The organism is Kitasatospora sp. RG8 (genome assembly GCF_017813315.1).
GTDB lineage: Bacteria > Actinomycetota > Actinomycetes > Streptomycetales > Streptomycetaceae > Kitasatospora.
Genome location: NZ_JAGIYX010000003.1, coordinates 150,659 through 163,950, shown reverse-complemented (window position 1 = coordinate 163,950; position 13,292 = coordinate 150,659). Strand labels below are relative to the sequence as shown.

General features: G+C 74.6%; 12 protein-coding genes. 8 read left to right on the top strand and 4 right to left on the bottom strand.

What is annotated here, in order from left to right; all coding sequences use genetic code 11:
• Positions 1 to 223: 223 nt before the first annotated feature.
• Positions 224 to 586 (bottom strand): cupin domain-containing protein, encoded by a 363-nt coding sequence (locus J5Y04_RS06085; protein WP_209410792.1) that lies wholly within the window; start codon positions 584 to 586, stop codon positions 224 to 226.
• 157 nt (positions 587 to 743) lie between these two features.
• Between J5Y04_RS06085 and J5Y04_RS06080 the strand changes: the two genes are divergently transcribed.
• Entirely contained in the window at positions 744 to 1,043 is a 300-nt protein-coding gene (locus tag J5Y04_RS06080; protein ID WP_148640613.1) for a YciI family protein, read from the top strand.
• Positions 1,044 to 1,256: 213 nt separating this feature from the next.
• The gene (gene pgm / locus J5Y04_RS06075) at positions 1,257 to 2,903 is read left to right on the top strand and encodes a phosphoglucomutase (alpha-D-glucose-1,6-bisphosphate-dependent) (protein ID WP_209410791.1); all 1,647 of its coding nucleotides are present in this window, start codon (positions 1,257 to 1,259) and stop codon (positions 2,901 to 2,903) included.
• Between the two features lie 220 nt (positions 2,904 to 3,123).
• Here the strand turns inward: pgm and J5Y04_RS06070 are convergent, their stop codons facing one another.
• Positions 3,124 to 3,972 (bottom strand): hypothetical protein, encoded by an 849-nt coding sequence (locus J5Y04_RS06070; protein WP_209410790.1) that lies wholly within the window; start codon positions 3,970 to 3,972, stop codon positions 3,124 to 3,126.
• A gap of 228 nt (positions 3,973 to 4,200) precedes the next feature.
• Between J5Y04_RS06070 and J5Y04_RS06065 the strand changes: the two genes are divergently transcribed.
• A complete protein-coding gene (locus J5Y04_RS06065; protein ID WP_307852951.1) occupies positions 4,201 to 5,871 on the top strand; it encodes a phospholipase D-like domain-containing protein in 1,671 nt (556 codons plus the stop codon).
• Between the two features lie 175 nt (positions 5,872 to 6,046).
• Here J5Y04_RS06065 and J5Y04_RS06060 read toward each other — a convergent pair whose 3' ends face one another.
• Complete coding sequence (locus J5Y04_RS06060) at positions 6,047 to 6,310, bottom strand: hypothetical protein (protein ID WP_209410789.1); 264 nt, start codon at positions 6,308 to 6,310, stop codon at positions 6,047 to 6,049.
• A gap of 231 nt (positions 6,311 to 6,541) precedes the next feature.
• Here J5Y04_RS06060 and J5Y04_RS06055 point away from each other — a divergent pair, with 231 nt between their 5' ends.
• Positions 6,542 to 8,116 carry a S8 family peptidase gene (locus J5Y04_RS06055; protein WP_209410788.1) on the top strand — a complete coding sequence of 525 codons (1,575 nt, stop codon included), beginning with the start codon at positions 6,542 to 6,544 and terminating at the stop codon, positions 8,114 to 8,116.
• 73 nt (positions 8,117 to 8,189) lie between these two features.
• Here J5Y04_RS06055 and J5Y04_RS06050 read toward each other — a convergent pair whose 3' ends face one another.
• Complete coding sequence (locus J5Y04_RS06050; RefSeq protein WP_209410787.1) at positions 8,190 to 9,092, bottom strand: LysR substrate-binding domain-containing protein; 903 nt, start codon at positions 9,090 to 9,092, stop codon at positions 8,190 to 8,192.
• A gap of 112 nt (positions 9,093 to 9,204) precedes the next feature.
• Here J5Y04_RS06050 and J5Y04_RS06045 point away from each other — a divergent pair, with 112 nt between their 5' ends.
• From J5Y04_RS06045 to J5Y04_RS06030, 4 genes are all read left to right on the top strand, one after another.
• Positions 9,205 to 10,131 (top strand): pseudouridine-5'-phosphate glycosidase, encoded by a 927-nt coding sequence (locus tag J5Y04_RS06045; protein WP_307852950.1) that lies wholly within the window; start codon positions 9,205 to 9,207, stop codon positions 10,129 to 10,131.
• 4 nt (positions 10,132 to 10,135) lie between these two features.
• A complete protein-coding gene (locus tag J5Y04_RS06040; RefSeq protein WP_209410786.1) occupies positions 10,136 to 11,023 on the top strand; it encodes a PfkB family carbohydrate kinase in 888 nt (295 codons plus the stop codon).
• 556 nt (positions 11,024 to 11,579) lie between these two features.
• Complete coding sequence (locus J5Y04_RS06035; RefSeq protein WP_209410785.1) at positions 11,580 to 12,608, top strand: hypothetical protein; 1,029 nt, start codon at positions 11,580 to 11,582, stop codon at positions 12,606 to 12,608.
• Positions 12,609 to 12,776: 168 nt separating this feature from the next.
• Positions 12,777 to 13,214: a hypothetical protein gene (locus J5Y04_RS06030; protein WP_209410784.1), complete on the top strand. Its 438-nt coding sequence runs from the start codon at positions 12,777 to 12,779 to the stop codon at positions 13,212 to 13,214.
• Positions 13,215 to 13,292: the final 78 nt, after the last annotated feature.

The following is a 13,292-nucleotide window of genomic DNA, read 5'->3' as shown; positions in this document are numbered from 1 at the left end:
GCCTGATTCCCCCTTGATCCGTCGACTCCTCCCGGCCGGCTGGGCAGCACGACGTGCGCGACGGCGCCCGCGGACGGGTGCCGGCACGGGGCCGGGGGAGTGGATGCGGACGAGTCTGCGGGCCGGGGCAGTGCCGCGGCAAGGAGAAACGGACGTGTGCTGAGTCCTACCGGAACGGCCGCTGACCGGGCATGATTGAGCCTGACACGCTGCCGCGCCGGTTTCAGTCGGCGGCCTCCACGATCACCAGGGTGCCCCGGCTCCCCGCCGCCACGGCGTGCGGGACGCCCGCTGGGACGACGTACATCCCGCCCGGCCCGAGCGGCACATCGGCGCCGTCCACGACCAGCTCCAGCCGGCCGTCGAGCACGAGCAGCACCTCGGTGTGGTCGTGCCGCTCCTCCACGACCGGCAGCCCGTCCATCCGCAGTACCTTGACCGCCGTCGGGCCCACCCGGCCCAGGACCCGCGAGTCCCACGCGAGGGGCAGCGCCGCCGCGGCTGCGGCGACGTCGATCCGGTCGTCGGCCGGAGTGTCGCCCCGGTCGTCGGTCCGGTCGTCGGCCGCAGCGTCGATCCGGTTCATGGCACACCTCTTCCTGCGCGGCCTTGCCCGCGCCTGCTGTTCAGGGATGCCTCGAACGCTAGCCGCGCGGCGGGCCCGGTTGGTCGACCGTTCGGTAAAATCCCGCGGCAGCCGGGTGGCTGACGGCGGCTCGGGGCGGGCGGATAGCCTGGGCCGCATGTTCGTTCTGGAGCTGACCTACACCGCGCCGCTGGACCGCATCGATGCCGTGCTCGCCGAGCACGTGGAGTGGCTGAAGGAGCACTACGCGGCCGGCACCTTCCTCGCCTCCGGCCGCAAGGTGCCCCGGGACGGGGGTGTCATCCTCGCCGCGGGCGCCGACCGGGCGACGATCGAGGAGATCACCCGCACCGACCCGTTCACGCGGGCCGGGCTGGCCGAGTACACGGTGACGGAGTTCGTCGCCACCACCACCGCGCCCGCCCTCGACGCCTTCCGCGAGCAGCTGCCCGCCTGAACCGGTCCCACCCCTGTCCCACCCCGGTCCATTCACCGTCCCCACGTCCGTCCCACGTCTTTCTCCACTCCGGTCCCGGCCGCTGTGAGCCGTACCCGCCGAGTGCCCGGGTACGGCCACCGGTCGTGTTCTGGTTACGATCGGTGAGCACGGGGCAAGGAAGCGCCGGGCCGGCGGGGCCGGCGTACGGACAGGGACTGGTGGGAGACACGTATGGCACACGCACGGGCCGGTCAGCTTGCGCAGCCGGACGACCTGGTGGACGTGGCGCGGCTGGTGACGGCGTACTACGCCCTGCACCCGGACCCGGAGGAGCCGGGCCAGCGTGTGGCCTTCGGCACCTCGGGCCACCGGGGCTCCTCGCTCGACGCGGCCTTCAACGACGACCACATCGCCGCGACCACCCAGGCGATCTGTGAGTACCGGGCCGCGCAGGGCGTCACCGGCCCGCTGTTCCTGGGCGCGGACACCCACGCGCTGTCCGAGCCGGCCCGGGTGACCGCCGTCGAGGTGCTGGCCGCCAACGGCGTCACCGTGCTGCTGGACAGCGCCGACGGCTACACCCCCACCCCGGCCGTCTCGCACGCGATCCTGGCGCACAACCGGCGCAGCCCGCAGGCGCTCGCCGACGGCATCGTGGTCACGCCCTCGCACAACCCGCCGCGTGACGGCGGCTTCAAGTACAACCCGCCGAGCGGCGGCCCGGCCGGCTCCGAGGCCACCGGCTGGATCCAGGACCGGGCCAACGCCCTGATCCGGGACGGCCTGCGCGGCGTCAAGCGCGTCCCGTACGCCCGCGCGCTGACCGCCGCGACCACCGGCCGGTACGACTTCCTCACCACCTACACCGAGGACCTCGTCTCGGTCCTGGATGTGGACGCGATCCGGGCGGCCGGCCTGCGGATCGGCGCGGACCCGCTGGGCGGGGCGTCCGTCGCCTACTGGGGGCGGATCGCCGAGACGCACCGCCTCGACCTGACCGTCGTCAACCCGGTCACGGACCCGACCTGGCGCTTCATGACGCTGGACTGGGACGGCAAGATCCGGATGGACTGCTCCTCGCCCGCCGCGATGGCCTCGCTGATCGGCCGCCGGGACGAGTACGCGATCGCGACCGGCAACGACGCCGACGCCGACCGGCACGGCATCGTCACCCCCGACGGCCTGATGAACCCGAACCACTACCTGGCGGTGGCCGTCGACTACCTGTACCGCCACCGTGCCGACTGGCCGGCGGACGCGGCGGTGGGCAAGACGCTGGTCTCCTCCTCGATGCTGGACCGGGTGGCGGCCGACCTCAAGCGCGACCTGGTCGAGGTGCCGGTCGGCTTCAAGTGGTTCGTCGACGGGCTGCTGGAGGGCTCGATCGCGTTCGGCGGCGAGGAGTCCGCCGGGGCGTCCTTCCTGCGCCGCGACGGTGGGGTCTGGACGACGGACAAGGACGGCATCCTGCTCGCCCTGCTGGCCTCCGAGATCACCGCGGTGACCGGCCGCACGCCCAGCGAGTACTACCGCGACCTGACCGACCGGCACGGTGCGCCCTCCTACGCCCGTGTGGACGCGCCGGCCGACCGCGAGCAGAAGGCGCTGCTGGGCCGCCTCTCGCCGGAGCAGGTCAAGGCCGACGAGCTGGCCGGGGAGCCGATCACGGCCGTCCTCACCGAGGCGCCGGGCAACGGTGCGGCCATCGGCGGCATCAAGGTCTGCACCGAGAACGCCTGGTTCGCCGCCCGCCCGTCGGGTACCGAGGACGTCTACAAGATCTACGCCGAGTCGTTCCGGGGCGACGAGCACCTGGCCCGCGTGCAGGCCGAGGCCCGCGACCTGGTCGGCGAGGTCCTGGGCGGCCACGGCGCCTGAGCCGTCGGCGAGGGCCCGGCCCCGGGCGCGGCCGCTGCGGTCGCGCCCGGGGCCGGCCGGCTCCCGGGGACGGCCTGCCCCCGCCGCGGCCGGTGGTGGAGGCCGCGCCGGGGGCGGGTGCGACCGATCGCCCCGCACCCTTCACCTCGCCCACCGGTCCATGCGTGATGGATCGTCAACTTTCGTCAACGACAGGGGGAAAGGGGGGTCGGCGGCGGGGTCAGTGCGCCGGGGCCGCGGCGGGCTGTTCGGCGTCGCCGAAGCGGGCCAGGGTCAGTGCGCCGATGACCGCGGTCGCGAAGCCGGCGACCGCGAGCGGTGTCGCGTCGTGCCGGGTGTGGTCGCCGAGCACGAGCACCCCGACGACGGCCGGGCCCAGTGTCTCGCCGAGCACCATCGCCGCCGTGGCGGCCGTGACCGAGCCGCTCTGCATCGCCCAGGTCAGCGCGGCGAAGCCGCCCAGGCCGGCCACGGCGATCGCGTACGCCGAGGGTTCGGCGAGCAGTTGCGGCAGGCGCGGCTCGGGCAGCACCCGCACCGCGACGCCGACCACCCCGAACTGGAGCCCCGCCACCAGTCCGAGCAGTGGGGCCCGGCGGCGGCCGGCGAACCGGACCACCAGCCAGCCCGCGACCGTCAGGACCACGGCGACCAGCAGCACGCCGACGCGCATCGCGGTGTCGCCCCGGCCGCTGCCGTCCCGCCCGGCGGTGAGCGCGAGCACGCACAGTCCGGCGCAGACCGCGGCCACCCCGGTCCACTCGCTGCGGCGCAGCCGGACCCGCAGGACGCGGGAGGCCCCGACGGCGGTCACGGCGAGCGCGGAGGCCAGGACGGCCTCGACCTCGTAGAGCGGCAGCCGTTCCAGGGCGACGAGTTCGGCGGCGAAGCCGAGCATGTCCATCCCGATGCCCAGCAGGAACGGCCACTGGCGGAGCGCGCCGGTCAGCGCGGCCGCGTCGCCCGCGCGGTGGCCGGCCGCGGCCCGGCGGGCGCCGACCGCCTGGAGGACGGTGGCTGAGCCGGTGAGCAGCGCGGCCAGGAGAGCCGAGAGCAGGCCGAGGGACATGGGCCGACGGTACGGCGTCGGGGTGTGCGGTGCGGCCTGGCGCGCCGTCAGGATCACCTGCCGGGTGGCCCTGCCGATCGGCGGGGGTCGGACGGCGGGGGCCGGACGACGGGTGGGTTTCCGGCCCGGTGACTCATTGTCATGCGCAGATTCGACATCAAGTTACTTTCCGGTAATCTCGGGTCGTCCCACGGGTGAACCACCCGTCACTTCTCGAAGGAACCACACGTGCACCTCCCCTGGTCCCGCCGGTCCGGCCACCTCGTGCGGTCGGCCCTGGCCGCCGCCGCAGCCACCACCCTGCTCACCGTCGCCTCGTCCCTGCCGGCCCACGCGGACACCGCTGCCGGCACCGCCTCCGGCACCGTCGTCGGCGCCGAGGGCGGCACCGCCCACCTCGACGCGGTCGAGCGAGCCCTGCGCGAGGTGGCGCCCGGCCTGGCGGGCACGGTCTGGCAGCGGACCGAGGGCAACAGCCTGAACGCCTCCGCCGACGACCCGGCCGGCTGGCTGCTCCAGACGCCCGGCTGCTGGGGCGACGCCGCCTGCGCCGACCGTCCGGGCACCCGCGCGCTGCTGGCCCGGATGAAGGCGGACGTCGCCGCCGCCACCCGGACCGTCGACGTCTCCACCCTCGCGCCCTTCCCCAACGGCGGCTTCCAGGACGCCCTGGTCGAGGGCCTCAAGGCCTCGGTGGCGGCCGGCCACCGCCTCCAGGTGCGGATCATGGTCGGCGCCGCGCCCGTCTACAACGCCAACGTGCTGCCGTCCCGCTACCGGGACGAGCTGATCGCCAAGCTCGGCCCCGCGGCCGGCTCGGTCACCCTGAACGTGGCGTCGATGACCACCTCCCGCACCGCGTTCTCCTGGAACCACTCCAAGCTGCTGGTGGTCGACGGCCGCAGCGTCGTCGCCGGCGGCATCAACGGCTGGAAGGACGACTACCTCGACACCGCGCACCCCGTCTCGGACGTCGATCTGGCGCTGACCGGGCCCGCCGCCGGCTCGGCCGCGAGCTACCTGGACACCCTCTGGGACTGGACCTGCGGTCACACCGGTGTGTTCGACAACGCCTGGTTCGCCTCCTCCAACGGCGCCGCGTGCAGCCCCTCGATGGAGCGGGACCTCAACCCAGCCCCGGCCGCCACCGGCACCGTCCCGGTGATCGCCGTCGGCGGCCTCGGCGTCGGCATCAAGGCCAACGACCCCACCTCCGCCTACCGGCCCGGCCCCGTTCCCGGCGCGGCCGACGCCAAGTGCAGCCCGCTCACCCTGCACGACAACACCAACGCCGACCGCGACTACGAGACGGTCAACCCGGAGGAGAACGCCCTGCGGGCGCTCGTCTCCAGCGCGACCGACCACATCGAGATCTCCCAGCAGGACATGAACGGCACCTGCCCGCCGCTGCCCCGCTACGACTCCCGCCTGTACGAGGCGCTGGCCGGCAAGCTGGCCGCCGGCGTGAAGGTGCGGATCGTGGTCAGCGACCCGGCCAACCGCGGCACCATCGGCAGCGGCGGCTACTCGCAGATCAAGTCGCTCGCCGAGATCAGCGACGTCCTCAAGGCCAGGCTGACCGCCCTCACCGGCGACCAGGCCAAGGCCGGCGCCGCGCTCTGCGGCAACCTCCAGCTCGCCACCTTCCGCGCCGCCCCCACCGCCACCTGGGCGGACGGGCACCCGTACGCGCTGCACCACAAGCTGGTCGCGGTCGACGGCTCGGCCTTCTACATCGGGTCGAAGAACCTCTACCCGGCCTGGCTCCAGGACTTCGGCTACGTCGTCGAGGACAAGACGGCCGCCGGCCAGCTCGACCGCGACCTGCTCGCCCCGGAGTGGAAGTACTCGCAGGCCACCGCGACCGTCGACTGGGCGAAGGGGATCTGCCAGGCCTGACACGGCTGCGCCCCGGAACACCGCCCGTCCGCACGGGCGGTGTTCCGGGGCGCACGGCTGTCGGCGGGGTCCGGCCGCGGGCCCAGGGACGAGGGGCCCCGGGGCGGGCGCGGCGGCGCATCATCTCCCGGCGGGGGTGCCGCGGAGGTCGTCCCGGAAACCCTCTCCGGCCGGGCTAGCCGTCGTCCTGGGAGCGTTCCCGGGCGCGGCAGGAGAGGCTGCGGCTCAGCGCGTCGCTGCAGTTGGCGGCGGCGAGACGGCGGAGCAGACTGCCCAGACGGGTCGTGAGCGGGCGGGTCCAGGAGCGCACGGCGGCCTCGACGCGGGCGTCGAGGCGGACCACGGCGGCGACGAGGGCGCGGGCTCCGTGGGCCAGGGCGGTGCCCGTGCGGGCGGCGAGTCGGCGGGTGCGGTGGGCGGTTCGGATGAAGCGGTTCACGCGCATGCAACGTGCCGTCCGTGGGTGCGGTTGTGGTCCGTGCGCACGGTTCCGGTGGCGAACGCCGTGGCGCGCGCCCCTTGCGGACGTCCACGCCACCGCCGGGCAGCGGTGGGCGGCGGTGCGGGCCCGGCCGTCCGGCACTTGTCCGGAATACGACAAGACCCTTGTATTGAAAGCTATTTGACGATCCATCAATCTGGTCCCCAGGGGATTTTCAAAGGGGGGACCATGAGTCCGAGGCAAGGTTTCGGCCGCATCTGCGCGGTACTCGGCGTGACCGCAGGTCTGTGCGTCGGCGTCGGCGGGGTGTTCCCCGCGTCGGCCGCCACGCCGGAGGGGGCGGTCCAGGGCGCCGGGTCCGCGAACGCCGTACCGGGCAGCTACCTCGTCGTGCTCAAGCCGCAGGCCGCCGCCGCCCGGTCGGTCGCGGGCGGGGCGCAGGGCCTCGCCCGCGCCTACGGCGGCAAGGTGCGGCGGACGTACGACGCGGCGTTGAAGGGCTTCTCCGCCGAACTCTCCGCGCGGGACGCCCGGCGGCTGGCCGCCGACCCGTCCGTGGCCCTGGTCTCGCAGAACCGGCGGGTCCGGCTGGACGGCGTCCAGTCCGCACCGGACTCGTGGGGCCTGGACCGGATCGACCAGCGCCGGTTCCCGTTCGACAACCGGTACACCTACCCGGACTCGGCGGGGCGCGGCGTCACCGCGTACATCGTCGACACCGGAGTACGGGTCACCCAGGAGGAGTTCGACGGCCGGGCCTCGTACGGCTACGACGCCATCGACGGGGACGACGTGGCCGAGGACGGCCACGGTCACGGCACGCACGTGGCGGGGACGGTGGCGAGCAGCGTGTTCGGGGTCGCGAAGTCGGCGAAGATCGTCGCCGTCAGGGTCCTGAACGACGACGGCGAGGGCACGACCGAGCAGGTCGTGGCGGGCATCGACTGGGTGACGCAGCACGCCGCCAAGCCCGCCGTCGTCAACATGAGCCTGGGCGGCGACCCGGACCCGGTGCTGGACGCGGCGGTGGCCAACTCGATCGCCACCGGCCTCACCTACGCCGTGGCGGCGGGGAACGGAAGCGTCGACGCGGCCGAGCACTCGCCGGCCCGGGTGCCCACCGCCCTCACCGTCGGAGCCACCGACTCGGACGACAGGCAGGCGTCCTTCTCGAACTACGGCCCGCTGGTGGACCTCTTCGCACCCGGCGTGGACATCGTCTCCACGGCGAACTGGAGCGACTACGGCGGCTTCGGGCTCTCCATGTCGGGCACCTCGATGGCGTCCCCGCACGTGGCGGGGGCCGCCGCGCTCTACCTGTCGGACCACCCGGGCGCCACACCCGCACAGGTGGCCGCCGCGCTGACCGCCTCGGCCACCACCGGCTCGGTGGTCGACGCCGGGCCGGGCTCGCCCGACCGGCTGCTCTACACGGGCACGGTGGCCAACCGGCCGCGCGGCCCGCTCTTCGCCGGCACCACCCCGGTGGTCATCGACGGCAAGGCCGCCTTCGAGTCGCCGGTCACCGTCTCCGGGGTGTCCGGCAAGGCGCCGAAGGACCTGGAGATCCAGGTCGACATCGAGCACGGCTGGAGCGGTGACCTGCGGGTTGAGCTGGTGGCACCGAACGGCACGGTGTTCCTGCTGCGCGAGGAGAAGACCTGGGCCGGCGGTTCGGGGATCACCGGGATCTTCGGCGTCGACGCCTCGGCGTGCACCGCCAACGGCGTCTGGCGGCTGCGGGTGACCGACGTCTACGGCCTCTGGTCCGGTGCCGTCAAGAGCTGGGCGCTGCGGTTCTGACGCTCCGCGGCCGGGCGCGGCCGGTCGGTCCGGCCCCGAGGACGGTGGCTCAGCCGGCCCTGAGGACGGTGGCTCAGTCGGACCCGAGGACGGCGGCCTCCTGCCGGATCAGCTCGCGCAGGGCGGCGAGCCGGGGCCGTTCGTCGTCCAGCCGCCACTGCATCTCAAGCGGCAGGGTGGCCCGGTCGGCGAGGCGGACGGTGACCACCTCCTCGGTCAGGTGACCGGCCATCGAGGCGGGGACGAGCGAGAACGCGCGGTTCTGCGCCAGCAGGTAGAGCCGCGAGCCGACGATCCGCGGCGGGCTGACCAGGACCGGCGGCTCGACGCCGTGCGCCGAGCAGAGGCCGAGCACGTGGTCGTAGTACCGCGGGTGCTGCTCCCGGGACCAGAGCAGCAGCGGCAGGTCGCGCAGCTCGTGCAGGTGGATGCCGTCCCGACCGGCGAGCGGGTGGTGCCGGCTGACCGCCACCCGCACCGGCTCGTCGGCGAGCTTCTCCCGCCGGTAGCCGGGCACGTCCTCCAGGAAGCGGCCGAGCCCGATGTCGGCCAGCTCCGCGGCCAGCGTCGTCGACACGTGGCCGGTGTCGACGGCCAGCTCGGCCGGTTCCAGCGCCGGGAGCTCGCGCTCGGCCCGGCTGACCACGGCCGGCAGCAGGCGGTTCATGACGCTGGGGGAGGCGACGATCCGGGCCGTCCCCATCCGTGACTCCTCGTGCAGCCGCACCCGGGCGAGCAGGGAGCCGGCCTGTTCGAGGAGCCGGGCCGACTCGGCGGCCATCACCTCGCCGGCCGGGGTCAGCCGCACGGCCCGCCGGCTGCGGTCGAAGAGTTCCACGCCGACGGTCCGTTCGAGCCGGGCCACCTCCTGACTGACCGTCGGCTGGGAGATGTGCAGGCGCTCGGCGGCGCGGCCGAAGTGCAGCGTGCCGGCCACCGCGAGGAAGACTTCGAGCTGACGCAAGGTGAAACCCATAGCCTGAAGCCTATGAGAAGGCCCAGGACTCATTCTGGATGCCTATGCGACCCGTCTCTAGGCTGGGTCCGAGTTGCCACACCGTGGTGGCATCGCAGAGAGAGCCCGTGCCATGACCGCACTGCCCGTCCGCATCTCCGACGAGGTCGCCCAGGCCGTTGCCGCCGGAGCCCCCGTCGTCGCCCTGGAATCGACCATCTTCACGCACGGGCTGCCCCGGCCCCGCAATCTGGAGGTCGCGCTGGAGGCGGAGGAGCAGCTGCGGGCCGCCGGGGTCGTCCCGGCCACGATCGGCGTGTACGCCGGGGTGCCCACGGTCGGACTCGGCGCGGACCAGATCAAGGAGCTGTCCGGGGCGGACGACCTCGACAAGGCGAGCCTGCGCGACCTGCCGGTGGTCGCCGCGCTCGGCCGCCACGGCGGGACGACCGTCGCCGCCACCGCCTTCCTCGCCCACCGGGCGGGCATCCCGGTGTTCTCCACCGGCGGCCTCGGCGGCGTGCACTTCGGGGCGTCCGAGACCTTCGACGAGTCGGCCGACATGACCACGCTGGCCGCCACGCCCGTCACCGTCATCAGCGCGGGCGTCAAGTCGATCCTCGACATCCGGGCGACGCTGGAGCGGTTCGAGACGCTCAACATCCCCGTCATCGGCTACCGGACGCACCAGTACCCGGGCTTCTACGTCACCGACTCCGGTCACCGGATCAACTACCGGGTCGACTCGCCCGAGGAGGCCGCCCGGGTGATCGCGGCCCGGGACGGCCTGGAGCTGCCGCAGGCCGTGCTGATCGCCAACCCGGTCGACCCGGCCAAGCAGCTGCCGCCGCAGGAGCTCGACGCCCTGCTCGCCCGCGCCTGGGCCGAGGCGGAGCGACAGGGCGTCACCGGCAACGCGTCGACGCCGTTCCTGCTCGACTTCATCCAGCGCGACACCCAGGGGCGCAGCCTGGACGTCAACGTCGAGGTCTACCGGGGCAACGTCCGGCTCGGCGGGCAGATCGCGACCGCGCTCGCCGCCCTGCGCAGCGAGGCCTAGACCCGTGGGCGGGGTACTCGGCGTGCTCGGCGACCTCGTGGAGGACATCGTCGTCTGGGTGGACGGCCCGCTGCGGCACGGCACCGACTCCAGCGCCCGGGTCTTCCGGCGGCGCGGCGGCAGCGCGGCCAACGTCGCGGGCTTCGCCGCCGGCCAGTGCCCGGCGCGCTTCCTCGGCTGCGTCGGGGACGACCCGGCCGGGGACGGCGTCGTCGCCGAACTGGCCGGCCACGGCGTCGACGTGAGGGTCGTGCGGAAGGGCCAGACCGGGAGCATCGTGGTGCTGATCGACCAGGCCGGCGAGCGGACCATGCTCCCCGACCGGGGCGCGGCGACGCTGCTCGACATCGTCCCGGACGCCTGGCTGGAGGGGCTGGCCCACCTGCACGTGCCGGCCTACTCCTTCGACGGGGAACCGCTCGCCGCCGCCGCCGTCGACGCCCTCCGGCGGGTCCGCCGGGCGGGCGGAACCACCTCGCTCGACGCCTCCTCGACCGGGATGCTCGACCGGTTCGGCCGCGAGCGGTTCCTCGCCCTCGCCGCCGAGTTGGCGCCCACCCTGCTGTTCGCCAACCGGGAGGAGTCCGCCTTCCTCGGTCTGCTGACCGACGGCGGGCCCGGTCCCGAGCGGGCGCGGCTGGCGGCCACCACGGTCGTCACCAAGTCCGGTGCGCAGGCGACGGTGGTGGACGCCCCCGGGGAGGAGCCCTTCGCCGTGCCGGTCCCGCCGGTCGCCGAGGTCCGTGACCTCACCGGCGCCGGCGACGCGTTCGCCGCCGGCTTCCTGGCCGGCTACCTCGCCGACGGCGACCTGCGGGCGGCCGCCGCCCGCGGGCACGCCTGCGCGGCGAAGGTCCTGGCCTCACCGGGAGCCTCCTGCGGCGGGGCCTGACGACGCGCCCCGGGCGGGGCCTGCTTCCCCGCCCGGGCGGTGGCGGCGAGGACGGCGCTGCCCGGCGGCCGCTGCCCGCGGCCCGCCGCCCGGGTGAGCCCGTGACTCCCGGCTGCGCCGGGGTGGTCCACGTACCAGGCCGCGGCGTGGCCGCGCCACCAGCTCTCGTCGTACGGTGCTCGAAGTCGTGGTGCTGGTGCTCGTAGGAGGCGTGACCGTTCGCCGCGGAGCGCGCGACGGTCAACCGCACGCCCCCGACCGACCGGCCGGAGCAGCACCCGGACCTCACCGGGCGCCGGGACCGGCCTGGCGTCCGTCCGCGCGCTGCCGTTCCCAGGGCCGGGGGAGGGGCCGGCCCCGATGACCTCCGCCGGCCGGCGCAGCAACAGCACCGTCCCGGCGGTGTCGGAACCGGCCGTGCCCGCCCCCGGTCCCCGCGGCCTGCCGTCCGCCCCCGTCCCCGGCTTCGGACGGATCCGGTGCAGGGGCTGCCGCGGACGGTGGTCGCGCCGTTATGGTGAGTGACGGTTGAATCGGCTGGCGGGAGGTCGGCGCAGTGGCGGTCACCGAGGTCAAGGTCCACCAGGACAACGTGCGGCTCCATGCGACGAAGCGGTGCGGCGGGGCATTCGAGCCGGTCGCCTCGGTGGAGCTGCCGGAGCAGGTCGAGGTCTACCGGATCAAGGGCAACTGGGGTGAGGCGGTCGCCTGTTCCGAGGCCGAGCGCGAGCGGTGGAGCGAAGCGGAGAGCACCTTCCTGGCCGCCGTCTCCCGTGCGCTGGAGGTGCTCTACCGGGCGCACGGCGGCCGCGGCGCGACGTTCGACCTGGAGAAGGGCACCGGGGCCTGGAACACCATTCCCGCCCCGCGCCACTGGCCCGGCTGGAAGCAGCGGGCCGTCGAACGGTCGGAAGCCGCCCAGCGCGCCTTCCTGGCGGAGGTGCAGCGCGCGACCGAGGCCTACCGGCCGGTCCGGGAGGAGATCGACCGGCGCCTGGCGGAGCAGCGGGCGGTGCGGCAGGCGGCCGAGCTGGCCCGGGCCCGGGAGGCGCAGCAACGCCGAGCCCTCCTGGAGGAGGTGGCCGCGCAGCGGGTGTGGCTGTACGAGGTGGGCGAGGAGGCGGCGGACGGGGCGGAGGACGGCGCGGCGGAGGGCGACGGTCCGGTCCGGGTCCGGATCTTCCGCGCCGACCTCCTGCCGGCTGCTGCGGATCCGGGCGCCGCGGACCCGGGCTCTGCGGATCCGGCCGCGCCGTCCCAGGAGCCGCTGACGGCGTCGGAGCTGGAGAAGGACCTGTACGCGTTGGCGCGCGCCCAGAAGGCGGCCGGGATCGTCCTGCGGTGGGACGACGCGGCCCGGGCCGCCGTCGAGGAGGAGTGCCTGGCGCGGGGCGTCCGCGTCACCTTCGCCCAGTGGTGGCGCGAGATGGCCAGGCACGGTTGGTCGGTGAGGCACGACGACCCGCAGCCGATCCCGCCGAGTCCGCCGGGTTCCGGCCCCCGTCCCAGCTTCGGAGGCACCGGCATGGGCGGCACCGGCGGCTTCACGGGCGGCCACAGCTACGGCGGATTCGGCGGCTACTGACCGGCCCCGTCGGCCCGCTGACACGTCCGCGGCCCGCTGACAGGCCTGCGCTCTCTGACGCGTCCACGGTTCGCTGACACGCCTACGGACGGCGGAGCATCCGCCGCCGTGAACCGACCGTCCGGTAGTGATGGCTCGCTCGTCCATCACCTACCCGGAGGGTCCGCCATGTCCCCGAACACCCCGAAGTCGCTGAAGCACGCCACCCGTGCGGCCTGTTCCGTACTGCTGCTGGCCGCCCCGCTCCTGCTCGCCCAGCCGGCCGCCGCCAACAACGGGCCGAAGACGCCCCAGGAGTCCGCCGCCTGCCAGGGCGTGCTGAACACGCTGTTCGGCGGTTCGCTCTTCGGCGCGGGCGGCGTCAGTGCGGTCTGCGCCGTCCAGCCCGACACCGGGTCCGGCCAGTCGTCCTCCACCGGCCCGTCCGCGCGCGGTGCCGTCACCTACGACCTTCCGAAGATGCGGCAGGAGGTGGCGGACCTTCGGAGCAAGGCCGCCACCCTGGACCGGCTCGGCGAGCACGAGGCGGCGCGGAGGGCCCGTGCCGAGGCCGACGCGCTCCAGCACCGGATCGACCAGATCGTCCGGTCCGAGGAGAACAACTGACCCCATCGGCGCCGCCCCGCCCCGCCCTGCCCCGGATGCGGTGGGGTGGGGCGGCCCACCCGGCTCCCGAGCGCCGCT